The following is a 23,277-nucleotide window of genomic DNA, read 5'->3' as shown; positions in this document are numbered from 1 at the left end:
CGTTCGCATCCGGCCGGCAATAAGCGCTGTGCGTCGGCCCGTCCCCGGGACGCGCGAGGACGCTGAGGGGGTAACCGATTCTGGTTACAATCGGGTCGCGTTCGACGGCGGATTTAATAACTCGCGGCGGCAACCTCCGCGATATGCTCGCGGACGACTTCGGTCGGGAGGTCACGGGGGTCCGGGTGTCGCTCACCGACCGGTGTAACTTCGACTGCGTCTACTGTCACAACGAGGGGCTGGGCGACACCCGCGGCCCGATGGACCCCCAGGACGACGAGATGACCGCCGACGAGGTCGTCCGCTTTCTGGAGGTCGCCGCGGAGTTCGGCGTCGACTCGGTGAAGTTCACCGGCGGCGAGCCGATGCTCCGCGACGACCTGGAGGAAATCGTCCGCCGCACGCCCGACGCGATGGAGGTGTCGATGACGACCAACGGCACGTTCCTCCCCGGACGCGCCGAGGCGCTCGTCGACGCCGGGCTCGAACGCGTCAACGTCTCGCAGGACGCGCTGGACCCGGACGACTTCGCCAAGGTCACCCAGAGCGGCGCGTACGAGCAGGTCATCGAGGGCGTCGAGGCGGCGCTCGACGCCGGCCTCGACCCCGTGAAGCTCAACATGGTCGTGTTCGAGCAGACCGCGGGATACGTCCCGCAGATGGTCGACCACGTCGCCGAGAACGAGGGGCTGCAGCTCCAGCTCATCGAGTACATGCCGGAGCTGACCGGCCGGCCCGAGTGGGCGGTCGATATCGAGCGCGTCCACGGCTGGCTGGCCGAGCAGGCCGACCGGGTCGAGCGCCGCGAGATGCACGGCCGGCGCCGTTACTGGGTGACGCCGGACGACGGGGCCGCGGCCGGCGGCACCGGCGCGGGCGACGTCGCGGCCGACGGCGACGCGGGGATGGTCGAGATCGTCGACCCCGTCGAGAACAGATCGTTCTGCGCGAACTGCCACCGCGTGCGCGTCACGCACGAAGGATACCTCAAAGGCTGTCTCAACCGCAACGACGACCTGCGCTCGATGGGCGAGATGACCAGAGCGGAGATCAGGGAGACGTTCCGCGAGACCGTCGAGAACCGCGTGCCGTACTACGGCGAGTACATGGTCGAGAACGAGGACGGCGAGTGGGAGATGAACGAGGAGTACCTCGCCTGACCGGCCCGGAACGCGGATCGGCGTCCCGTCGTCCGGTTTCCCCGCGCCCCCGGCGAGCCGCGGCGCGCACCGTGTGCCGGTTCTTTCGTGACGCTTAAGTACCCTCCACGGAGTACTTCAATTTGCAATACGCTGCAGGGGCACCGCGTCCCGAGTCCGGAAGGGCGAAGATAGAACGGCGAGTCGTGGTAGCCTAGCCTGGCCCAAGGCGCAGGGTTGCTAACTCTGTGGCGTCAAGCCTCCGGGGTTCAAATCCCCGCCACGACGTCGTATCGAACCGGACTTCCGGTTCGTGAGGGGGCTCACCCCGTCGAAACCATCGAAGCGTTTTCCACGCTTCGACCCAGACAACACACAAGCCATGAGTGCAGAAGAACCACAGGACACACCCGAAGACGACGAGGACCTTCGGTACTTCGTCCGCATCGGGCAGACGGACCTCGATGGGACGAAGTCAGTCGAACGGTCCCTCATCGAGATGAACGGCATCGGGCGACGAACGGCCCGCATCATCGCCGAGGAGGCCGACGTCAACCGAAAGGCGACGTTCGGCCGCCTCGACGACGACGAGATCGACCGCGTGGTCGAGGAAGTCGAGAGCTACGCGGACACGGTCCCGGAGTGGCTCACCAACCGCCGGAACGACTTCTTCTCCGGCGAGACCACCCACGAGACCGGTAACGACCTCTCGATGACCCGCCGGCAGGACATCAACCGCATGAAGATGATCAGCTCTTACCGGGGCGTGCGCCACCAGCGCGGGCAGAAGGTCCGCGGGCAGCGCACCAAGTCCACCGGCCGGACCGAGGGGACCATCGGCGTCAACGTGGAGGAGATCCGCGAGGAAGCCGAGGAAGAAGCCGCCGAGGAGGGTGGTGAGGAATAATGCCGCTCGGTAGCAAGACGAAGGCCTACGAGACGCCGAACCACCCGTTCCAGGGCGAGCGCATCGCCTCGGAGCACGACCTGGTCGGCCGCTACGGCCTCAAGAACAAGGAGGAACTGTGGCGCGCACAGTCCGAACTGCGTTCCTACCGCCGCGAGGCGCGGGCGCTGCTCGGCCGCGCACAGGGCGACGCCGAGGCCGCCGCCGAGCGCGGCGACGAGTTCCTCGCCCGCCTGAAGCGCATCGGCGTCCTCGACGAGGAGGACGGCCTCGACGACATCCTGTCCCTGGAGATCAACGACGTGCTCGAGCGTCGCCTCCAGACGGTCGTCTACCGCAAGGGCCTGGCGAACACGCCCGAGCAGGCGCGACAGTTCATCGTCCACGGGCACGTCGTCGTCGGCGAGGCCCGCGTCACGCGGCCGTCGTACAAGGTCGACGTCGACGAGGAGGGCGTCATCGCCTTCGACGAGACCAGCCCGCTCGCGGACGAACTCCACCCCGAACGCGCGGAGGAACAATAACATGAGCGAATCACAGGACGAGAAGTGGGGCATCGCCCACGTGCACGCATCGTTCAACAACACCATCATCACCGTCACCGACCTGACGGGCGCGGAGACGGTCGCGAAGTCCTCCGGCGGCGCGGTCGTCAAGCAGAACCGCGACGAGGCGTCGCCGTACGCGGCCATGCAGATGGCCGAGACGGTCGCCGAAGAGGTGCTCGCGGCCGGCGTCGAGGGCGTGCACGTCCGCGTGCGCGGCCCCGGCGGCAACCTCCAGAAGAGCCCCGGTCCGGGCGCGCAGGCGACGATCCGCGCGCTCGCCCGTGCCGGCCTGGAGATCGGCCGCATCGAGGACGTCACGCCGATCCCGCACGACGGGTCGCGCGCTCCCAAGGGGAAGGGCGGATTCTAACCCATGGCTGAGGAGTACGACGTCCAGTTCATCGAACGCGAGGACCGATCCGCCCGGTTCCTCGTCCGGGACGTCACGCCGGCCTTCGCCAACGGCATCCGCCGGGCGATGATCGCCGACGTGCCGACGCTCTCGGTCGACACCGTGCGGGTGATCGAGAACTCGTCGGTGATGTTCGACGAGCAGATCGCCCACCGGCTCGGGATGGTGCCGCTGACCACGCCCGCCGGGGAGTTCGAGGCGGGCGACACGGTCACCCTGAGCATCGACGTCGAGGGGCCGGACACCGCCTACTCCGGCGACCTCGTCAGCGCCGACAGCATGGTCGAACCGGCCGACGACAACGTGCCGATCATCGACCTGAAGGACGACCAGCGCCTCGAACTGGAGGCCGAAGCGGTGGTGGACTCCGGGAAGAACCACGCCAAACACCAGGGCGGGGTCGCGGTCGGCTACCGCCACCTCCAGTACGTGGAGGTCGTCGGCGACGCCAGCGAGTTCGAAGAGCAGGAGGCGAACGTCCTGCGCGGCGTCATCGAGGAGCGCGCGGCCGAGCACGCCGACGCCGACGTCGAGAACGGCGACCTCGTGCTCACCGAGACGTTCGACCACGACCTCTCGCAGCGCTACCCGGGCAAGGAGGTCGAGGTCCACGACGTCGACAACGCGTTCGTGTTCCACGTCGAGACCGACGGCTCGTTCTCGGTCGAGGAACTCGTGACCCGGGCGGTCGACACGCTGGAGGACCGGGCGACGGAACTCCGCGACGCGGTTCAACTATAGCACAGATGCCCCTTCACACCGGTTCCCTGACGGCGGTTCGCCCCTTCGACGGCGACAGCCGCGGGACCCGACATCGGTCGGCAATCGAAACTGGTTTGAAGGGCCGGCAAGAACGATGGAATGCCTACGAGGGCTCGACGTGCAGGGATAGCCAAGTCAGGCCAACGGCGCAGCGTTCAGGGCGCTGTCTCGTAGGAGTCCGCAGGTTCAAATCCTGCTCCCTGCATCACTTCTTCAATCAGGAGGTACGTTATGAGTAAGACAAATCCGAGGCTGAGCAGTCTTGTCGCCGAGCTGAAATCGGTGGCGCGAGATGCGGACGCGAACGTCTGGAAGGACGTCGCGGCCCGCCTCGAGAAACCACGCCGAACGCACGCTGAAGTCAATCTCGGCCGCATCGAGCGGTACGCCGAGGAGGACGAGACGGTCATCGTGCCCGGCAAGGTTCTCGGGAGCGGCGCGCTGCAGAAAAGCGTCACCGTCGCCGCCGTCGACTTCTCGTCGACGGCAGAGACGAAGATAGAGCAGGTCGGCGAAACGATCAAGCTTGAACAGGCGATCGAACAGAACCCCGAAGGCAGCAACGTGCGGGTGATCCGATGAGTCTCGCCGAGTTCGAAGCCGACGTCGTCGTGGATGCGCGCGACTGCATCCTCGGCCGCGTCGCAAGTCAGGTCGCGGAGGCCGCGCTCGACGGCGATCGCGTGGCCGTGATCAACGCGGAGGACGCGGTGATCACGGGCGGCGAGGAAGACATCATGTCCACGTTCCGGAAGCGCCGGGATCTCGGCTCCGACAGCGGGCCGTACTACCCGAAGCGTCCGGACGAGATCCTCAAGCGCTCGATCCGCGGGATGCTCCCCTACAAGAAGCAGCGCGGCCGAGAGGCGTTCGAGAACGTCCGCGTCTACGTGGGCAACCCCCACGACCGCGACGGGGAGATCCTCGAGGGCACGTCGCTGGACCGACTGTCGAACATCCGCTTCGTCCACCTGGGCGAGGTCAGCGAGCAACTGGGTGCTAACGTCACATGGTAACCAACACGAGCGGCAAGAAAAAGACCGCAATCGCCCGCGCCACCGTGAGCGACGGCGACGGTAAGGTCCGCATCAACTCCCAGCCAGTCGAGCTGGTCGAACCGGAGCTCTCGCGCCTGAAGATGCTGGAGCCGTTCCGCATCGCCGGCGACGAGCGCGAACAGGTCGACGTGGACGTCCGCGTCGAGGGCGGCGGCATCAGCGGTCAGGCCGACGCCGTCCGCACCGCCATCGCCCGCGGCATCGTCCAGCACCTCGGCGACGCCGAACTCCGCGACGCGTTCATGGAGTTCGACCGCTCGCTGCTGGTCAACGACGTCCGCCAGTCCGAGCCCAAGAAGTGGGGCGGTCCCGGTGCGCGGGCCCGCTACCAGAAGTCCTACCGCTGAACCATGATGGTACCAGTCCGGTGTTTCACCTGCGGCAACGTCGTGGGTGAACACTGGGAGGAGTTCAAGGCCCGGGCGCGCGAGGGCGACGAGGACCCGGAGAAGGTCCTCGACGAGCTGGGCGTCGAGCGCCAGTGCTGCCGGCGGATGCTCGTGTCGCACAAGGACCTGGTCGACATCGTCGCACCCTACCAGTAATGTCACACGAACGCTTCACCCGGTACGAGAAAGCACGCATCCTCGGCGCACGAGCGCTGCAGGTGTCCTACGGCGCGCCGGTCCTCATCGAGACGGACCAGACGGAGCCGATCCTGATCGCCGCCGAGGAGTACGACGCCGGCGTCCTCCCCTTCACCGTCAACAGGGAGCAAACATGACGCTCATCACCACCGTCCGACTGCGGCGCGTGCTCGACTCCCGCGGGAACGCCACCGTCGAGGCCGACGTGCTCACCGAGAGCGGCGGCTTCGGCCGCGCGGCGGCCCCCAGCGGCGCGAGCACCGGCGAGTACGAGGCGATCGAACTGCCGGCCCAGGAGGCCATCGCGAAGGCCCGCGAACTCGCCGTGCCCCGACTTGAGGGGCAGGTGTACGCGGGCAACCAGCGCGACGTCGACGCCGCCCTGCGCGGCGCGGACGGCACCGACGACTTCTCCGAGATCGGCGCGAACAGCGCCGTCGCCATCAGCATGGCCGCCGCGAAGGCCGGTGCCGACGTGCTGGGCGCGCCGACGTACCAGCACCTCGGCGGCACGTTCCGGGGCGAGAACTTCCCGGTCCCGCTCGGCAACGTCATCGGCGGCGGCGAACACGCCGCCGACGCGACCCACATCCAGGAGTTCCTCGCCGCGCCGGTCGGCGCGCCGAGCGTCTCCGACGCGGTGTTTGCCAACGCCGCCGTCCACCAGGAGGTCGCCGACGTCCTCGACGAGCGCGGCGTCCCCGCCGGCAAGGGCGACGAGGGCGCGTGGGCACCGTCGATCGACGACGCGGAGGCGTTCGAGATCATGGACGAGGCCGTCGCGACCGTCGCCGACGAGTTCGGCTTCGAGATCGGCTTCGGCCTCGACATGGCCGGTGCCGAGCTGTACGACGCCGACGAGGACGGCTACGTGTACGGCGACGAGGTCCGCGACACCGACGAGCAGATAGCGTACGTCGCGGAGCTGGTCGACGAGTACGACCTGGTCTACGTCGAGGACCCCCTCGACGAGGACGACTACGAGGCCTTCGCCGAGCTGACCGACGAGGTCGGCGACCGGACGCTGGTCTGTGGCGACGACCTGTTCGTGACGAACACGGCGCGCCTGCAGGACGGCATCGACGTCGGTGCCGGCAACAGCATCCTCATCAAGCCCAACCAGATCGGCACGCTCACCGACGCGTTCGACGCCATCGAGCTCGCCGAGGAGCACGGCTACGACGCCGTCGTCTCCCACCGCAGCGGCGAGACGGAGGACGCGACGATCGCACACCTCGCCGTGGCGACCGACGCGCCGTTCATCAAGACCGGCACCGTCGGCGGCGAGCGAACCGCAAAGCTGAACGAACTCATCCGCATCGCGGACGACGCACTATGACAGAGAACGACGCAGAACAGGAAGGGCTCGACGCGGCCGAGGAGGAGGTCGACCCGGAGCCGGCGGCGGACGCCGGCCCGGCGGCCGAGGCCGAGGACGCGGAGCCCGCTGAGGAAGCGACCGCCGAGGACGCCGACGAGGCGACCGAGGACGAACCGCAGCTGGACGAGGACGTCATGTCCGACGAGGAGGCCGACCTCCTCATCCCCGTCGAGGACTACCTCGGCGCGGGCGTCCACATCGGGACCCAGCAGAAGACCCAGGACATGGAGCGGTACATCCACCGCGTCCGGACCGACGGGCTGTACGTGCTGGACGTCTCGAAGACCGACAGCCGGATCCGCACCGCCGCGGACTTCCTGTCGAACTACGACCCCGAGCAGATCCTGGTCACGTCCTCGCGCCAGTACGGCCGCTTCCCGGCCGAGAAGTTCGCCGAGGCCGTGGGTGCTCGCGCCCGCACCGGCCGGTTCATCCCGGGCACGCTGACCAACCCCAAGTACGACGGCTACATCGAGCCGGACGTGCTGGTCGTCACCGACCCCATCGGCGACGCCCAGGCCGTCAAGGAGGCCATCACGGTCGGCATCCCGGTCATCGCGATGTGTGACTCCAACAACAGCCTCGGCAACGTCGACCTCGTCGTCCCGACGAACAACAAGGGGCGCAAGGCGCTGTCGGTCGTCTACTGGCTGCTGGCCAACGAGACGCTCGACCGCCGCGGCGCCGAACCCGCCTACTCGCTCGACGACTTCGAGAGCGGGATTTAACGGTCCGTTTCGCTTCGTTTTCCGTTCTCCACGCCGAACAGCGGCCGCTCCGCCCGGCCACACGGTTAAGCGGTTGCGGTCCCTAGCCGTGCCGATGGCTGACACACCGCCCGGCCCGAAAGGGGAACCGCTGTTCGGCGACAGTCGACGCTACGCCCGGGACCCGTTCAGCTTCATCGCCGCGCTGGAGGGGACGTACGGCGACGTGTCGCGGTTCAACATGGGGCCGCTCGACACCTACGTGCTGTGTGCCCCGGAGGCGATCGAACGGGTGCTCGTCTCGGAGGCCGACGAGTTCCGCAAGCCCGACTTCCAGGGCGACGCGCTGGGCGACCTGCTCGGCGACGGCCTCCTGCTCTCGGAGGGCGACACCTGGGAGCGCCAGCGCGACCTCGCGCAGCCGGCGTTCTCGATGCGTCGCCTCGCCGGGATGGCCGGCCGGGTCACCGACCACGCCGAGGCGCGGATCGAGCCGTGGCAACCCGGCGAGACGGTCGACGTCGAAACCGAGATGACCCGGGTGACGCTGGACGTGATCCTCGACCTGATGATGGGCGTGCAGTTGCCCGACGACCGCGTGCGGACGATCCAAGAGCAACTGGAGCCGCTGGGCGCGCGGTTCGAGCCGGACCCGATCCGGTTTGCCGCGCCGGAGTGGGCGCCGATGCCGGGCGACGCCGAGTTCGAGCGGGCCGTCGCGACGCTGGACGACGTGCTGGACGAGATCATCGCGGCGCGGGCCGGCACGACGGGCGACGAGGACGGGCCGATGGACTTCCTCTCGGTCCTGCTGCGCGCCCGGGACCGCGGGGAGCAGTCGCCCGACCAACTCCGCGACGAGATGATGACGATGCTGCTCGCCGGCCACGACACCACCGCCCTCACGCTCACCTACACCTGGTACCTGCTGTCGGAACACCCGGAGATCGAGCGGCGCGTCCACGAGGAGGTTGACACGGTGCTCGACGGCGAGCGCCCGGGCGGCGAACACGTCCAGGCGCTCGACTACGTCGAACGGGTGATACAGGAGGCGATGCGGCTCTACCCGCCGGTGTACACCATCTTCCGCGAGCCGACGGTCGACGTCGAACTGGCCGGCTACGGGATCGACGCCGGCACGACGCTGATGCTCCCGCAGTGGGGTGTCCACCGATCCGAGCGGTTCTGGGACGACCCTGAGACGTTCGACCCCGACCGGTGGCTGCCGGAGCGGGCGAGCGAGCGGCCGCGGTTCGCCTACTTCCCGTTCGGCGGCGGGCCGCGCCACTGCATCGGGAAACACCTCGCGATGCTGGAGGCACAGCTCATCGTCGCGACCGTCGCGAGCGAGTACCGCCTGGAGTACGTCGGCGAGACGCCGCTGGAACTGCACCCGTCCCTGACCGTGCATCCCCGGCAGACGATGGAGATGCGGGTCACGGAGCGGTCCGAAAACTCCTAACCCCCGCGGCCCGCACGGGCCGGTATGACTGTTTCGAGCGCTCCCGGGAAGGTGTACCTGTTCGGGGAGCACGCGGTCGTCTACGGCGAACCCGCGGTCCCGTGTGCGATCGAGCGCCGCGCACGCGTGACCGTCGATGAGCGGACCGACGGGAAGCTCCGGGTCCACGCCGCGGACCTCTCGCTCGACGGCTTCACCGTCGAGTACAGCGGCGGCGCGGAGACCCACCCCGACGTCGACGTCTCCGAGTCGCTGCTGGAGGCGGCGATGGGGTACGTCGACGCCGCCGTCGGGCAGGCCCGCGACGCGGCCGACGCGCCGGACGCGGGCTTCGACGTCACCATCGAGAGCGCCATCCCGCTCGGGGCCGGCCTCGGTTCGTCGGCCGCCGTCACCGTGGCCGGGATCGACGCCGCCACGCGGGAACTCGGCGTCGACCTCCCGCCGGAGGAACTCGCGGACCGCGCGTTCCGCGCGGAGTACGAGGTCCAGGACGGCCAGGCCTCGCGGGCGGACACGTTCTGTTCCGCGATGGGCGGGGCGGTCCGGGTCGAGGGCGACGACTGCAAGCGGATCGGCGCGCCGGACCTGCCCTTCGTCATCGGTTTCGACGGCGGCGCGGGCGACACCGGGAAGCTCGTCGCGGGGGTCCGGGAGCTCCGCGAGGAGTACGGCTTCGCGGCCGACACGGTCGGGACCATCGGCGACATCGTGGCCGAGGGCGAGCGCGTCCTCGCCGACGCCGCCGAGGACCCGGACGGCGGCTGGCTGGCCGAACTCGGCGACCTGATGGACTTCAACCACGGCCTCCTGGAGTCGCTCGGCGTCTCCTCGCGGTCGCTGGACGCGATGGTGTGGGCCGCCCGCGATGCCGGCGCGCACGGCGCGAAGCTCACCGGCGCGGGCGGCGGCGGCTGCATCGTCGCGCTGGACGAAACCGAGGAGACGGAGACGGCGCTCAAGTTCACGCCGGGCTGCGAGGAGGCGTTCCGCGCCGAACTGGCGACCGAAGGGGTGCGTGCCGAGTGATCGTCCTCAAACTCGGCGGGAGCGTGATCACCGAGAAGGACCGCCCCGAGACGCTCGACGGGCGGGCGCTGGACCGCGCCGCCGACGCCGTCGCCGACGCCGAGGGGGACCTAGTCGTCGTCCACGGCGGCGGGAGCTTCGGCCACCACCACGCCGAGGAGCACGGCGTGTCGACGACCGACGGGACGCGGGACGCAGACGGCGCGCTGGCGATCCACGGCGCGATGACGACGCTGAACCGCTTCGTCATCTCCCGGCTCCGGGAGCGGGACGTGCCGGCGCTCCCGGTGCATCCGCTCTCGGCCGCCGCGCGGGACGACGTGGCGCGGCTGTCGCTCCCGACGGCGCAGGTGGCGACGATGCTCGGCGAGGGGTTCGTCCCCGTGTTGCACGGCGACGTGATCGCCCACGAGTGCGAGGGCGTGACGGTCCTCTCCGGCGACGAGATCGTCACTCACGTCGCCTCGGAACTGGGCGCCGACCGCGTCGGCGTCTGCTCGACGGTGCCGGGCGTGCTGGACGCCGAGGACGAAGTGATCGACCGCATCGAGGCGTTCGCGGACGTGGCCGACGCGCTCGGCGGGAGCGACGCCACGGACGTGAGCGGCGGGATGGCCGGGAAGGTGCGGGAACTGCTGGCGCTACAGCGGCCGGCGTCGGTGTTCGACCTGGACGGGCTGGACGCCTTTCTCGCGGGGCACGAGCCCGGAACGACGATCGACGGCGGGTAACGCCGCCGGCGGGTGGGCGAGCAGGCGACGCGAACCGCCCACGGAGCGCTGCGTCGCGCGATCGCTCGGCGCTCCGCGGCACGTAGTCAGGGGATAGCCCGGACTGGTTTCGGTCCGGTAGGTAAACCTGTTGCCGCCCGTAGGCTGGGGACCCGCCGGCCAACCCACGCAGTTTTTAACACCTGGGTGTGTAAGGGGCAATAACGGAAACCCGCGGGAAAGTGTGAAACGCGGCCTTCGCGGTGCTGTGGCCCTTCGGGCCCCGCGTTTCGCATAGCGGGTGCGTGGCCGACGTGCTGTAAGACGCCGGGGTCGACGTATCCGTCCCCCGTGGGAGTTTCAGTGAGCGACATCGCCACGACGCCGTGGCTTTCAATGCTCGGATCAAACCATGGAAATCGAAATCGCAACCATCGGCGGCTACGAAGAAGTCGGCCGGCAGATGACTGCCGTCCGCGCGGGCGACGACGTCGTCGTCTTCGACATGGGTCTGAACCTCTCGCAGGTTCTGATCCACGACAACGTCGAGACCGAAAAGATGCACAGCCTCGACCTGATCGACATGGGCGCCATCCCCGACGACCGGGTGATGAGCGACCTCGAAGGTGACGTGAAGGCCATCGTGCCGACGCACGGCCACCTCGACCACATCGGTGCCATCAGCAAGCTCGCGCACCGCTACAACGCGCCCATCGTCGCCTCGCCGTTTACGATCGAGCTGGTCAAACAGCAGATCGAGAGCGAGCAGAAGTTCGGGGTCGAGAACAACCTCGTGAAGATGGAGGCCGGCGAGACGATGAGCATCGGCGAGCGCAACGAACTGGAGTTCGTCAACGTCACCCACTCCATCATCGACGCGATCAACCCGGTCCTGCACACGCCCGAGGGCGCCATCGTCTACGGCCTCGACAAGCGGATGGACCACACGCCGGTCATCGGCGACCCCATCGACATGAAGCGGTTCCGGGAGATCGGCCGCGAGGACAACGGCGTCCTCTGTTACATCGAGGACTGTACCAACGCCAACAAGAAGGGCCGCACGCCCTCGGAGTCCGTCGCGCGACGGCACCTGAAGGACGTGCTGTACAGCATGGAGGACTACGACGGCGGCATCGTCGCGACGACGTTCTCCAGCCACATCGCGCGGGTCCGGAGCCTCGTCGAGTTCGCCAAGGACATCGGCCGCCAGCCGGTGCTTCTGGGGCGCTCGATGGAGAAGTACTCCGGCACCGCCGAGCGGCTCGACTTCGTCGACTTCCCGGAGGACCTGGGGATGTTCGGCCACCGCAAGTCCGTCGACCGGACGTTCAAGCGGATCATGAAGGAGGGCAAGGAGGATTACCTGCCCGTCGTCACGGGCCACCAGGGCGAGCCCCGCGCGATGCTCACCCGGATGGGCCGGGGCGAGACGCCGTACGAACTGGACGACGGAGACAAGGTCGTCTTCTCGGCGCGGGTCATCCCCGAGCCGACCAACGAGGGCCAGCGTTACCAGTCCGAGCGGCTGCTGAAGATGCAAGGCGCCCGGATCTACGACGACATCCACGTCTCCGGCCACCTGAACCAGGAGGGCCACTACGAGATGCTGGACGCGCTGCAGCCCCAGCACGTCATCCCGGCCCACCAGGACATGAGCGGGTACTCGTCGTACGTCAACCTCTGCGAGAGCGAGGGGTACGAGCTGGGCCGCGACCTGCACGTCACCCGAAACGGCAACCTGATCCAGCTGGTCGAATAACCCAATGACGAGCCCCGAGGCGCGCGAGGAGACGGTGCTGTCGGCGGTCGCGGAGCGGCGCGAGATCGTCAACGACGCCATCGAGGAGTCGCTCCCGATCGCCGAGCCCGAGCGGCTGTACGAGGCGTCGCGGTACCTGCTGGACGCCGGCGGGAAGCGGCTCCGCCCCACCGTCCTGCTGGCCGTCGCCGAGGCGCTCGCCGACCAGTCCCCGGAGTCGGTCGACTACCGGTCGTTCCCGGACCTGACGGGCGAGCCGGTCGACGTCATGGCCGCCGCGGTGAGCGTCGAAGTGATCCAGTCGTTCACCCTCATCCACGACGACATCATGGACGACGACGACCTCCGGCGCGGCGTGCCGGCGGTCCACCGCGAGTACGACCTGGAAACCGCCATACTGGCCGGCGACACGCTGTACTCGAAGGCGTTCGAGATCATGCTCGACACCGGCGCGCCGGCGGAGCGGTCCGTCGAGGCGCTGGACGTGCTGGCGAACACCTGCACGCAGATCTGCGAGGGGCAGTCGCTGGACGTCGAGTTCGAGAACCGCGAGGACGTGCTGCCGGAGGAGTACCTCAGGATGGTCGAACAGAAGACGGCGGTCCTGTACGCCGCGAGCGCCGCGCTCCCGGCGATCCTGCTCGGCGCGGACGACGACACCGTCGACGCGCTGTACGGCTACGGCCTCGACGTCGGCCGCGCGTTCCAGATACAGGACGACGTGCTCGACCTGACGGTGCCGAGCGACCGGCTCGGCAAGCAGCGCGGGAGCGACCTCGTCGAGGACAAGCGGACGCTGATCACGCTGCACGCCCGGAAGCAGGGCGTCGACGTCGACGACCTCGTCGAGACCGACGACGTGGACGCCGTCACCGAGGCGGAGATAGACGAGGCCGTCGCCGCGCTGGAGGAGGCCGGCAGCATCGACTACGCGAAGGAAACCGCCGAGGAACTCGTCGCCAACGGGAAGGCGCGGCTCGACGTGCTCCCCGACAACGACGCCCGGCGGCTGCTGGAACAGATCGCCGACTACCTGATAGAGCGCGGCTACTGAGCCGGCCGCCGGGCCGCCCGGCCGTTCTACGCTTCCTCGTCCCAGTAGTCGACGGCGTCGCCCTCCCGGAAGTAGCCGTGCACCGTCCGTTCGTCCTCGCCGCCCGGCGGCGAGCCGGCGAACACGCCGACCTTCCCGGTGTCGGGGTACACCGTCACGTCCGGCTCGGCCATCGTCGACATCGCGAGGTAGCGCAGCGTCCCCTCGGAGTCGTTGACGACCCGGTGGCCGCCCCGCTCGCCGGCGGGGAGGGCGACGTAGTCGTCCGGTTCGAGCGGGACGCGCTCGCCGTCCAGCCGGAGCGTCCCGCGGCCGTCGAGCACGAAGATCGCCTCCTCGTTCCCGGTGTGGTAGTGGTACGGCCAGGAGCGCCGGCCCGGGGGGATCTCGTAGAGGCTACAGCCGATCTCCTCGCCGCCCGCGGCGGCCGCGAGTTTCCGGCGGTCGAACGCCGTCTCGCCGCGCTCGGTGCGGGTCCGCTCCACGTCGTCGGCGTTGACTTTTCCCATGCGGGATCGTGGCGCGCCCGGGACAAGTAGCTTGGTCGCCGCGAAGGCGGTCGATTCCGGCGGCGTCACTCGGCCGTCGACTCGTCAGCGTCGCCGGACCCCCCGTCGGGAGCGTCTTCAGCGGCGCGGTCCGGGGACGCCGCCGCGTCGTCCGTCGCCCCGGTCGCGTCGCCCCCCTCGGCGTGCCCGTCGTCCTCCGCGTCCCCGTCGTCCGGGACGACGGTTTCGGGGTCCGGGGCGTCGAGGCCCGTCGGCTCCTCGGCGGCCGCGGCCGCCGTCAGCGGCTCCCCGCGGACGAGTTCCGGGAGGACGATCCGGGCGAACTCGACGGCGACGACGAGGACCAGCGGGCCGAGGAAGATGCCGTACCAGCCGAACAGCAGCGGGCCGAAGATGTACGCGAACAGCACGAGGCCGACGTGGAGGTCCCGCCCGGAGATGTACGGGCGGAGCAGCACCTCCGGCACCGTGTCGACGACGACGAACGTGACGACGGCGAAGGCGACGCCGAACCACAGGAGTTCGGGGTCGGTCGCCGCGGCGACCGCGAGCAGGTACAGCGCGGCGGGCACCCACACGATCTTCATGCCGACGACGGGGACGAGGCTGCCGACGCCGGTGAGCAGGCCGAGCAGCGTCGGGGCCGGAACTGCGATCGCGGCCGGCGAGACCAGGTCGAGCGCGTTGTAGGCGACCGTCGCGACGACGGCGTTGGCCGCGGCAAAGAGGATGTTGCCGAAGTAGATCGCCTCCAGGTTCCGGTCGACCGCGGTGAGGAAGGCGTCGGCGGTCGACCCGCGGCCGACGAACTCCCCGCGGACCCACCCCGCGAGGCGGCGGTCGTCCCGCAGGAGGTAGAACCCGACCGTCAGCGCGATGAAGAGGTGGACGACCACGTTGACGACGACGCCGAGCGAACTGGCGACCGTCGACGCCGCGTCGAGCGCGTTTTCGGGCGACCCCAGCGACCCGAGCCGTCCGGGGTCCGCAACGAGGTCGGCGAGCACCTGCTGGGGGTCCTGTAGCCACGCGGCGTCGACGTACGGTTCGAGCGCGCTCGTGTACCCGTTCGGGACCGCTTCGTCGGCCTCCCGTGCCGCGATGACGAGGGCGTACCCGAGCAACAGGAGGATCGGCGCGGCGATCGTCGCGAGCGACACGATGGCCGCGAGCGAGGGCGGTTGGACGCGCCGGCGGGTGCGCCGGTGGATCCGCCGGGTCGCGTAGTAGACGAACAGGCCGAGGACGAGCGTGCCGACGTAGGTGTACGCGACGAACGCCAGCGCGGCGAACAGGACGGCGGCGACGCCCCACCACGCCACGCGCTCGCGCCCCGGGGCCGCGCCGGTCGATGCCATATCCCCGCTACCCAGGGGAGCCACAAGTAGTTCGGGGCGGATCCACGGCAGTTTAGTCCGCCCGGCCAGTAGCCGGGGGTAATGAACGACGACCTCCGGGAGGCGATAGAGCGGGAGGCCGAGAAGCACGCCCTGCTCAACGCGGTGAAACACGAGAGCGACGCCGACGTGGGCGCGATCATGGGGCCGCTGATGGGCGACAACCCCGAGTTCCGCGAGCACGGCGATCAGGTCCCGGGCGTCGCCGGCGGCGTCATCAGCGAGGTCAACGGCCTGTCCCACGAGGAGCGCGTCGAGCGACTGGAGGAGATCGCGCCCGACGAACTGGCGGAGATCCTCGCGGAGGACGAGGGCGACGACCGGGCGCTCCCGGACCTCCCCAACGCCGACGAGTACGACGAGATCCGGATGCGGAGCGCCCCGAACCCCAACGGGCCGTGGCACGTCGGCCACGCCCGGATGCCGGCCGTCATCGGGACGTACAAGGAACTGTACGACGGCTGGTTCTGCGTCCGCTTCGACGACACGGACCCCGAGACGAAGCGGCCCGACCTCTCCGCGTACGACGCCATCCTGGAGGACGTCGAGTACCTCGGCTTCGAACCGGACGCCGTCTACCGCGCCAGCGACCGGATGGAGACGTACTACGACCACGCCCGCGACCTGATCGAGGAGGGCGGCGCGTACACCTGCTCGTGTCCGCAGGGGGAGTTCTCCGACATGAAAAACAGCGGGGAGGCCTGCCCGCACCGCGGGAAGGACGCCGAGACCACGCTGTCGGAGTTCGAGGCGATGGTCGACGGCGAGTACGACAGCGGCGAGATGGTGCTGCGCGTGCGCACCGACATCGAGCACAAGAACCCCGCGCTGCGGGACTGGGTCGCCTTCCGGATGATCGACACGCCCCACCCGCGCGAGGAAGCGAGCGACTACCGCTGCTGGCCGATGCTCGACTTCCAGAGCGGCGTCGACGACCACCTCATGGGGGTCACCCACATCATCCGCGGCATCGACCTGCAGGACTCCGCGAAGCGCCAGCAGTTCGTGTACGACTACTTCGGCTGGGAGTACCCCGAGGTGCTCCACTGGGGCCACGTCCAGATCGACGCCTTCGACGTGAAGATGTCCACCTCGCGGATCAAGGAACTGATCGAGGCCGGCGAACTCGACGGCTGGGACGACCCGCGCGCGCCCACCGTCGCGGCGTTCCGCCGCCGGGGCATCCGCGGCGAGGCGATCACCGAGGCGATGGTCGAACTCGGCACCTCGACGAGCGACGTGGACCTGGCGATGAGCGCCGTCTACGCGAACAACCGCGAACTGGTCGACGACGGCGCAAACCGCTACTTCCTCGTCCGCGACGGCGACGGCCACGACGCCGTGTCCCTCCCGCTCTCCGGCGACGCGCCCGACGAGGCGACGCCGCCGGTCCACCCCGAGCACGAGGACCGCGGCCGCCGCGAGATACCGGTCGGCGACGCCGTCCGACTGGAGGCCGCCGACCTCCCGGCCGAGGGTGGGATGCTCTGGCTGAAGGGGTACGGCCCCGTCGAGTACGACGGCGACGGGCTACGCTACACGGACGACGACATCTCGGTGGTCCGCGAGGGCGACGCCGACGTGGTCCACTGGGTACCCGCCGACGGCGCGGTGCCGACCCGGCTCCGGACGCCCGAGGGCGACGTGACCGGGTACGCCGAACCCGGCTTCGCCGACGTCGCGGTCGACGGGATGGTGCAGTTCGTCCGCGTCGGCTTCGCGCGGGTCGACGCCCACGACGCGCCCGCGGAGCGCGACGACGCGGACGCGGAGTCCGTCGCCTACTTCGCCCACGAGTAGCGGGCCGACCCGCGTTCGCGTCGGGCTACGCTACTCCCGCTGGTGGACGACGCCCGCCGCGAACCCGGTCCACGCGAGGACCAGTCCGAGGACGCCCGCACCGATGTTGTCAGTGGAGCCAGCGCCGATAAGCAGCGCGAGCGTCCCGAACGTCGCCGCGCCCGCGAACGCCCCGGCCGCCCAGTTCGGGCGCTCCCGGCGCTCGCGGAAGGGTGCGGGGTCGACGAGGACGAGCGCCGTCCCGACGAACGTCACCACGGCTATCCCGGCGAGGACGGGGATCGGCCCCTCGCTCCCCGGGGCGAGGGCGACGCCGGCGGTCAGGAGGGCCGCGACGAGCGCTGCGATCGAGTACCGCGGGGCGGGGTCCATACGCGACCCGTCGGGCGCGGGCGACTAAGGCGTTGTGCGGCCGACCGGTTAGACGACCACGACCAGCAGGAACGCGACGAGCATCGTCGCCGTGAGCAGGACCTGCGCCACCGCGGAGCCGAGCATCCCGACCGTGGCGAACAACGCCGCCCGCGCGCCGGCCGAGCGGGACTGCCCGCGGTACGCCTCGACCAGAAACACCGTCAGCGCGACGGCGACGAGCGCCCCGAGCGGGCCGGTGGCGACCAGCGCGACGACGCCGACGACGCCGGCGGCGACCGTCGCGAGCCACGACGCGCCCCCCGCCTTCGCCGAGATGGCCCCCGCGAAGTAGTCGACGGCGACCGCGAGGCCGCCGACGGCGACGAACGCAGCGAGGGTTACCCCGGACGGGACGCCGGCGACCCACCAGTGACCGGCTATCGCGGCCACCGACAGCAGCGCCCCAGGAACCAGCGGGACGACGCTGCCGACGACGCCCGCGACCAGCAACGCCACCGCGACGACGGTGATCGCCTCGACCATACCCCCGGTTCGACCGGGCGACGGAAAGGGCTAACCGACGGCGACCCGCCCTCGCCCGGACCCTCCCGAACGTTCGTGCAAAATCTTTTGAGGGCGTTCCGTGTAATGGGAGTGAGGAAAGTTATCAATGAGCATCGATTCCAACTTCGAGGAGAACCGCGAGGTAGTCGACGAGCACGAGGGCCACGACGTGTGGGGACCGGTGGAGGAACCTGAGACGCTGGGGATCCACGGTACCCACGTCGCGGTGGATTTCGACATCTGTCTGGCCGACGGCGCGTGTCTGGAGGACTGCCCGGTCGACGTGTTCGAGTGGGTCGACACCCCCGGACACCCCGAGAGCGAGATCAAGGCCGACCCCGCCAACGAGGCCCAGTGCATCGACTGCATGCTCTGTGTCGACGTCTGTCCCGTCGACGCCATCGACGTCGACGCCGGCCGTGCGGGCCGGATCTGATCCCGCCGTGACGCGGCGCCGCGGGGAGAATCCCCACAAAAGACTATTACCGACTGTCCGGTAGTACCTTCCACGAGGTATCTGACAACTATGCACACAGTAGCGCTGACGAAAGGCGTCCCCGACTTCCGCGAGGGGCAGGTGTCCTTCGACGAGGACGGCCACCTCGAACGGGGGAAGACGCCGACGGTGATGAATCCGAACGACAAACACGCCCTCCGGGCGGCGTTCCAGACGAAGGTCCGAAACGGCGGCCACGTCTCGCTGATGAGCATGGGGCCGCCGGGGTACAAGGAGATCCTCCAGGAGGGGATGCGCGACGTGTACGCCGACGACCTCTATCTCCTCTCGGACCGCGAGATGGGCGCGGCGGACACCTGGGCGACCGCGATGACCGTCGCCACGGGCCTCCAGAAACTGGACGACGAGCCGGACCTGGTGTTCGCGGGCTTCAAGACCGCGGACGGCGAGACCGGCCACACCGGCCCCCAGACCTGCTGGTGTCTCGACTGGCCGATGATCACCCACGTCGTCTCGCTGGACGTCGACGAGGACGCCGGGACGGTCCGCGCGAAGCGCCTCGTCGAGGGCGACGTCTCCGAGATAGAGACCGTCGAGGCCCCGATGCCGGCCTTCATCGTCGCGGACCCCGAGTTCGAGCCGAGCTACCGGCAGGCGAGCCACCGGCTCGCCCACAAGGACCTGCGCGAGGAGGCCCGAAAGCGGGCCGAGGCGTTCGAGGACCACCTCACGGTGTGGGACCACGAGGCGCTGAACCTCGACCCGGACTACATCGGTCTGGACGGCTCGCCGACCATCGTCGCCGGCGTCGACCCCATCCCGAAAGCGCCCTCCGAGCGGGAGGCGACGGCGATAGACCCCGACGACGACGGGGAGATGGACGAACTGGTCGACGAACTCGCGCCGTTCGCGGCGGGTGACTGACAATGCCGGAGATAGACCCCACCGACCACGACATCGCGGAGCTCGGCCCGAAGATCAAGGAGGTCGACGACGCCGACGAGCTACGGGAGATGCTCGAACTGGAGGAGGGCGGCGAGGACCGAACGCCCGTCAAGACGCTCATCGAGGACCGCATCGAAAAGGTCGAGGGCGACGACGGCGAGGTCGACCCCGAGACGGTCGACCTCTCGGAACTGACCGTCGCCGACGTGGCGAACCTCGTGCGGGAGATCGACGACGGCGACGTCCTGCGCGACCTGCTCGAACGCGAGAAGGACGGCGAGGACCGCAAGACCGCCAAATCCCAGATCGAGAGCCGCATCGACTCCGTCGAGGGCAGCGACGACGGCGACGGCGAGGGCCCCGAGATAGACGACCGGCCGCCCGAGGAGAAGTACCCCGACCTCGACCACCCGACCAACGACAAGCAGTGGGTCGAGGGCACCGTCGGCGGCGACTACCGCGACATGTGGGTGTACTGCGAGACGCAGGCCGGCGACCTGCTCGACGTCTCCCGGGAGATGCTCGGGAAGGCCCGCGAACTGATGGACGATTACAACGAGCAGTACGACGAGGACGAGCGGGTCGTCGCCGTGCTGGTCGGGGACGACGCGTCGTCGTACGTCGACGAGGTGGTGGCGCTCGGCGCCGACCTGGTCGTCTACCACGAGGACGACCGGCTGGAGCGGTTCCGCCACAAGCCCTACACCGAGATCGTCTGCGACATGATGCGGGCGGGCGGCGACCTGGCCGCCGAGGGCCGGGAGGGCGTCGACTGGAAGGAGTACCACGAGCCCCGGTACACCCTGTTCCCGGCGACGAACAACGGCCGTGACCTCTCGGCGCTGGTCCAGGGCGAACTCGACTCCGGCCTCGCCAGCGACTGCTCGGGGCTGTACATCGAGAACGCGATGATCTCAAACCCCGCCAAGACCGGCGGGACCGGCGACAAGACGGAGTTCGAGCGCGTCCTGCACATGAAGCGCCCGGACTTCTCGGGGTTCGAGTACTCCACGATCCTCTGTATCGACAAGCCGAACCGGGACTTCCACCCGCAGGGCGGGTCGGTGATCCCGGGGAGCTTCGAGGTGCCCGACCCCGACCCGGAGCGCGAGGCCGAGGTGGTCGAGTACGACATGGACCTGTCCGACGACTGGTTCCGCGTCGCAGTGACGGAGCACGACCGCCTCTCGGGCGGTGTGGACCTCACCGGCAACGACGTGGTCGTCGCGGTCGGCCGCGGCATCGGCGACGACCCGACCGAGGGGATCGAACTCGCGCTCGACCTGGTCGACGCGTTCGACGAGGCCGACCTGGGGCTCTCGCGGGGCGTCATCACGTCCTCGTACAGCTTCGAGGGCCACGTCGAGGACTACGTGGCCGAGGAGCGCCAGATCGGCGAGTCCGGGCAGGTCGTCGAACCCGACGTGTACGTCGCGGCGGGTATCTCCGGCGCGGTCCAGCACAAGGTCGGGATGGACGAGTCCGACACGATCATCGCGATCAACACGGACGCGGACGCGGACATCCGGAACTTCTCGGACTACTACGTGCAGGGCGACCTGTTCGAAGTGCTCCCCCGCCTCACGGAGGCCGTCGAGGCGGGCGAACTGGCCGAGGCGGTTCAGGAGGCAAGCGATGACTGAGCACGAACACTACGAGGCGGTCGTCGTCGGCTGCGGCCCGGGCGGGGCCGCGGCGGCGGCGACGCTGGCACGGAACGGGGTAGAGACGCTGGTGCTGGAACGCGGCGTGGACGCCGGCGCGAAGAACGTCTCGGGCGGGCTCATCTACGCCGAGGAGTCCGCGCCGTACACGATGGACGACCTGTTCCCGGAGTTCCGGGAGGCGGCGACCGAGCGGCCGGTCACCGACAACTACATCCACAACGTCGCCGGGGAACGGGTCAAGACGTTCGACATCGGCGGCCTGCACCACCACGACACGGAGTGGGCCGACGCGGTCCTCCGGCGGAAGATGGACTCGTGGCTCGCCGAGCGCGTCCACGAGTTGACCCGGGAGACAGGCGGGGGCCTGCTGACGGAGGTCCACGTCACCGGACTGCTCCGGGACGGCGCGGAGATCGTCGGCGTGCGGACCGAGGAACTGGAGCCCATCGAGGCCGACCTGGTCGTCGCGGCCGACGGCGTCAACTCCGAACTGGCCCGCGACGCGGGGCTGATGGACTGGGACGACCCCGGCGAGTGGTTCCAGGGCGTGAAGGCCGTCGTCGACATGGAGCCCGAGGTCATCAACGAGCGGTTCGACATCGACGACGACGAGGGGGAGGCCCACCTGTTCTCGGGCGACCTGTTCGACGGCGTCCGCGGCGGCGGGTTCCTCTACACGAACGAGGCCTCGCTGTCGATCGGCACGGTGTTCCACCTCGACTCGCTGACCGCCGAGGCGGCCGAACCCCACGAACTGCTCGACGGGCTGCTCACACACCCCCTGCTCGCCCAGTGGCTCGGCGACGACTACGACGAGCGGGAGTACAGCGCGAAGCTGGTGCCGGACTCGAAGAAGGTGGCCCACGAGTCGCCCCACCGGGACCGGCTGGTGCTGGTCGGCGACGCCGCCGGCCAGATGCAGGCCCAGGGGCCGATCATCAAGGGGATGAACCACGCCGTCACGGCCGGCGCGCTGGCCGCCGAGGCGTTCGTCGATGCGCGGTCCCGAGGTGACCCGACCGCGGCCGGACGGATCTACGAGTCGAAGCTCCACGACGAGGGCGTGATGGACAAGCTCAAACCCACCCGCTACGAGCTGTTCGGGAAGCTCGGCGAGGCCGGGCCGGTCGACGACGTCGCGGACGCGCTGGTCGACTCGCCGCTCGGCCGCCTCGGCGTCAGGGCGGCCGGCGGCCTGCTGGAGCGGGCGTACTCCTCGCCGACGCTGGTCTCGATGATCCCCGACACGAAGCTACCCTACGTCACCGTCCCGACGGTGATCGCCGAGGAACTGGGCGAGCCGGTGACCGACGTGAACGACGTCGAGCCGCCGGAACTCGACGACCGGATCGGCGACCTCACCTACGACGTCGGCGAGCCCCACATCGACCTGCTCGACAACTCCTTCGAGGCGTCCGGGGCTGCGGTCGCGGCCTGCCCCGTCAGCGCGACGGACTTCGGCGGCGGCTGCTACCGCGAGGAGACGGTCAAGACGAACGGCCACGAGGAGCGGCTGGTCAGCCTCGACACCCAGCCCTGCGTCGAGTGTGGCACCTGCGCCGTGGTCGCGGAGACGGACTGGGACCACCCCGCGGGCGGCAAGGGCGTCGAGTACCGCGAGGGATGAGCCTCGGATGACCGAGGCGGTCGGCGACCGGATCGACGACCTCGCCCGGGCGGCCGAGCAGCGCCGGGCGGCGTTCGACCCGCCGGCCGACCCCCCGGACGAGGAGCGCGCGATGGCCGTCCTCCGGGAGGGGTTCGGGCCGACCGTCTCGCTGTACGTCGAGTGTCGCACCGGCGGCCGCGCCGTGCGGTTCGGCGAGGCGGAGTTCGACCGCCTCCGGCGCGCGATGAACGAGTGGCTGGAACTGTACGCCGCCTGCTACGGAGTCGACCTCGACGCGGACTTCGCCGTCCGCACCGCCGCCGAAGCGCTGCTGGACACCGAGAACGTCCACGACGTTGCCCGCGTGTTGACCGGCGTCCCGGACTGATGGGACCGATCGGGGAGCGTCTCGAACCCGGGCGACCGTCACGATTCCGCTGTGTCACGGGAGGATCACCGA

The 23,277-nt window shown here is 69.5% G+C and carries 27 protein-coding genes and 2 tRNA genes; 25 read left to right on the top strand and 4 right to left on the bottom strand.

The genetic code is table 11. The annotated features are described in order from the left end of the window. The first annotated feature begins 143 nt into the window (after positions 1-143). From moaA to idsA3, 19 genes are all read left to right on the top strand, one after another. Positions 144-1,160, top strand: a complete 1,017-nt coding sequence (moaA, locus tag EYW40_RS15315) for a GTP 3',8-cyclase MoaA (RefSeq protein ID WP_135822531.1) — start codon at positions 144-146, stop codon at positions 1,158-1,160. Between the two features lie 182 nt (positions 1,161-1,342). Continuing rightward, positions 1,343-1,427, top strand: a tRNA-Ser gene (locus EYW40_RS15310). A 94-nt stretch (positions 1,428-1,521) separates the two neighbouring features. Then, positions 1,522-2,046: a 30S ribosomal protein S13 gene (locus EYW40_RS15305; RefSeq protein ID WP_135822530.1), complete on the top strand. Its 525-nt coding sequence runs from the start codon at positions 1,522-1,524 to the stop codon at positions 2,044-2,046. Beyond that, positions 2,046-2,570 (top strand): 30S ribosomal protein S4, encoded by a 525-nt coding sequence (locus EYW40_RS15300; protein ID WP_135822529.1) that lies wholly within the window; start codon positions 2,046-2,048, stop codon positions 2,568-2,570. The genes EYW40_RS15305 and EYW40_RS15300 overlap by 1 nt, the downstream gene beginning before the upstream one ends. 1 nt (position 2,571) lies before the next feature. After that, complete coding sequence (locus EYW40_RS15295; RefSeq protein ID WP_135822528.1) at positions 2,572-2,964, top strand: 30S ribosomal protein S11; 393 nt, start codon at positions 2,572-2,574, stop codon at positions 2,962-2,964. A gap of 3 nt (positions 2,965-2,967) precedes the next feature. After that, complete coding sequence (locus tag EYW40_RS15290; RefSeq protein WP_135822527.1) at positions 2,968-3,747, top strand: DNA-directed RNA polymerase subunit D; 780 nt, start codon at positions 2,968-2,970, stop codon at positions 3,745-3,747. A gap of 141 nt (positions 3,748-3,888) precedes the next feature. Continuing rightward, positions 3,889-3,973: transfer RNA gene (locus tag EYW40_RS15285), tRNA-Leu, on the top strand. Between the two features lie 26 nt (positions 3,974-3,999). After that, the gene (locus EYW40_RS15280) at positions 4,000-4,350 is read left to right on the top strand and encodes a 50S ribosomal protein L18e (RefSeq protein ID WP_135822526.1); all 351 of its coding nucleotides are present in this window, start codon (positions 4,000-4,002) and stop codon (positions 4,348-4,350) included. Next, positions 4,347-4,784, top strand: coding sequence for a 50S ribosomal protein L13 (locus EYW40_RS15275; protein ID WP_135822525.1), 438 nt, complete (start codon positions 4,347-4,349; stop codon positions 4,782-4,784). The genes EYW40_RS15280 and EYW40_RS15275 overlap by 4 nt, the downstream gene beginning before the upstream one ends. Further along, positions 4,778-5,173 carry a 30S ribosomal protein S9 gene (locus EYW40_RS15270; RefSeq protein WP_135822524.1) on the top strand — a complete coding sequence of 132 codons (396 nt, stop codon included), beginning with the start codon at positions 4,778-4,780 and terminating at the stop codon, positions 5,171-5,173. Before EYW40_RS15275 ends, EYW40_RS15270 begins: the two co-directional genes overlap by 7 nt. A gap of 3 nt (positions 5,174-5,176) precedes the next feature. Then, positions 5,177-5,371: a DNA-directed RNA polymerase subunit N gene (locus EYW40_RS15265; RefSeq protein ID WP_135822523.1), complete on the top strand. Its 195-nt coding sequence runs from the start codon at positions 5,177-5,179 to the stop codon at positions 5,369-5,371. After that, a complete protein-coding gene (locus EYW40_RS15260) occupies positions 5,371-5,550 on the top strand; it encodes a DNA-directed RNA polymerase subunit K (protein ID WP_135822522.1) in 180 nt (59 codons plus the stop codon). Before EYW40_RS15265 ends, EYW40_RS15260 begins: the two co-directional genes overlap by 1 nt. Then, complete coding sequence (eno, locus tag EYW40_RS15255; RefSeq protein ID WP_135822521.1) at positions 5,547-6,752, top strand: phosphopyruvate hydratase; 1,206 nt, start codon at positions 5,547-5,549, stop codon at positions 6,750-6,752. Before EYW40_RS15260 ends, eno begins: the two co-directional genes overlap by 4 nt. Further along, on the top strand, positions 6,749-7,522 hold the full coding sequence (rpsB, locus tag EYW40_RS15250) for a 30S ribosomal protein S2 (protein ID WP_135822520.1): 774 nt from the start codon (positions 6,749-6,751) through the stop codon (positions 7,520-7,522). Before eno ends, rpsB begins: the two co-directional genes overlap by 4 nt. A 94-nt stretch (positions 7,523-7,616) precedes the next feature. Next, positions 7,617-8,963, top strand: coding sequence for a cytochrome P450 (locus tag EYW40_RS15245; protein ID WP_135822519.1), 1,347 nt, complete (start codon positions 7,617-7,619; stop codon positions 8,961-8,963). 24 nt (positions 8,964-8,987) lie between these two features. Next, the gene (gene mvk / locus EYW40_RS15240) at positions 8,988-9,992 is read left to right on the top strand and encodes a mevalonate kinase (protein ID WP_135822518.1); all 1,005 of its coding nucleotides are present in this window, start codon (positions 8,988-8,990) and stop codon (positions 9,990-9,992) included. Then, positions 9,989-10,723, top strand: a complete 735-nt coding sequence (locus EYW40_RS15235) for an isopentenyl phosphate kinase (protein ID WP_135822517.1) — start codon at positions 9,989-9,991, stop codon at positions 10,721-10,723. The genes mvk and EYW40_RS15235 overlap by 4 nt, the downstream gene beginning before the upstream one ends. Positions 10,724-11,114: 391 nt before the next feature. After that, on the top strand, positions 11,115-12,461 hold the full coding sequence (locus EYW40_RS15230) for a ribonuclease J (protein WP_135822516.1): 1,347 nt from the start codon (positions 11,115-11,117) through the stop codon (positions 12,459-12,461). A 4-nt stretch (positions 12,462-12,465) separates the two neighbouring features. After that, positions 12,466-13,515: a geranylfarnesyl diphosphate synthase gene (gene idsA3, locus EYW40_RS15225; protein WP_135822515.1), complete on the top strand. Its 1,050-nt coding sequence runs from the start codon at positions 12,466-12,468 to the stop codon at positions 13,513-13,515. Between the two features lie 26 nt (positions 13,516-13,541). On the opposite strand, the gene EYW40_RS15220 is transcribed toward idsA3, so the two are convergent. After that, positions 13,542-14,024, bottom strand: a complete 483-nt coding sequence (locus tag EYW40_RS15220) for a cupin domain-containing protein (RefSeq protein ID WP_135822514.1) — start codon at positions 14,022-14,024, stop codon at positions 13,542-13,544. A gap of 65 nt (positions 14,025-14,089) precedes the next feature. Further along, entirely contained in the window at positions 14,090-15,382 is a 1,293-nt protein-coding gene (locus tag EYW40_RS15215; protein WP_135822513.1) for an AI-2E family transporter, read from the bottom strand. Between the two features lie 81 nt (positions 15,383-15,463). On the opposite strand from EYW40_RS15215, the gene EYW40_RS15210 reads away from it, so the two are divergent. After that, positions 15,464-17,221: a glutamate--tRNA ligase gene (locus EYW40_RS15210; protein WP_135822512.1), complete on the top strand. Its 1,758-nt coding sequence runs from the start codon at positions 15,464-15,466 to the stop codon at positions 17,219-17,221. A gap of 30 nt (positions 17,222-17,251) precedes the next feature. Here EYW40_RS15210 and EYW40_RS15205 read toward each other — a convergent pair whose 3' ends face one another. Together EYW40_RS15205 and EYW40_RS15200 are read right to left on the bottom strand one after the other, a co-directional pair. Further along, positions 17,252-17,593, bottom strand: a complete 342-nt coding sequence (locus EYW40_RS15205) for a hypothetical protein (RefSeq protein ID WP_135822511.1) — start codon at positions 17,591-17,593, stop codon at positions 17,252-17,254. A gap of 48 nt (positions 17,594-17,641) precedes the next feature. Then, on the bottom strand, positions 17,642-18,118 hold the full coding sequence (locus tag EYW40_RS15200) for a DUF456 family protein (protein ID WP_135822510.1): 477 nt from the start codon (positions 18,116-18,118) through the stop codon (positions 17,642-17,644). A gap of 127 nt (positions 18,119-18,245) precedes the next feature. On the opposite strand from EYW40_RS15200, the gene EYW40_RS15195 reads away from it, so the two are divergent. The 5 genes from EYW40_RS15195 to EYW40_RS15175 all read left to right on the top strand — a co-directional run bounded on the left by EYW40_RS15195 (position 18,246) and on the right by EYW40_RS15175 (position 23,205). Next, positions 18,246-18,575, top strand: a complete 330-nt coding sequence (locus EYW40_RS15195) for a 4Fe-4S dicluster domain-containing protein (protein ID WP_135822509.1) — start codon at positions 18,246-18,248, stop codon at positions 18,573-18,575. Positions 18,576-18,665: 90 nt separating this feature from the next. Then, on the top strand, positions 18,666-19,520 hold the full coding sequence (locus tag EYW40_RS15190; protein ID WP_135822508.1) for an electron transfer flavoprotein subunit beta/FixA family protein: 855 nt from the start codon (positions 18,666-18,668) through the stop codon (positions 19,518-19,520). 2 nt (positions 19,521-19,522) lie between these two features. Then, complete coding sequence (locus tag EYW40_RS15185) at positions 19,523-21,184, top strand: electron transfer flavoprotein subunit alpha/FixB family protein (RefSeq protein ID WP_135822507.1); 1,662 nt, start codon at positions 19,523-19,525, stop codon at positions 21,182-21,184. Beyond that, positions 21,177-22,835, top strand: coding sequence for an FAD-dependent monooxygenase (locus EYW40_RS15180; RefSeq protein WP_135822506.1), 1,659 nt, complete (start codon positions 21,177-21,179; stop codon positions 22,833-22,835). Before EYW40_RS15185 ends, EYW40_RS15180 begins: the two co-directional genes overlap by 8 nt. 7 nt (positions 22,836-22,842) lie before the next feature. Beyond that, the gene (locus tag EYW40_RS15175; protein ID WP_135822505.1) at positions 22,843-23,205 is read left to right on the top strand and encodes a DUF8055 family protein; all 363 of its coding nucleotides are present in this window, start codon (positions 22,843-22,845) and stop codon (positions 23,203-23,205) included. Positions 23,206-23,277: the final 72 nt, after the last annotated feature.

The organism is Halostella litorea (genome assembly GCF_004785955.1).
Lineage (GTDB): Archaea > Halobacteriota > Halobacteria > Halobacteriales > Natronoarchaeaceae > Halostella > Halostella litorea.
This window is presented reverse-complemented; position numbering and strand designations above follow the sequence as displayed.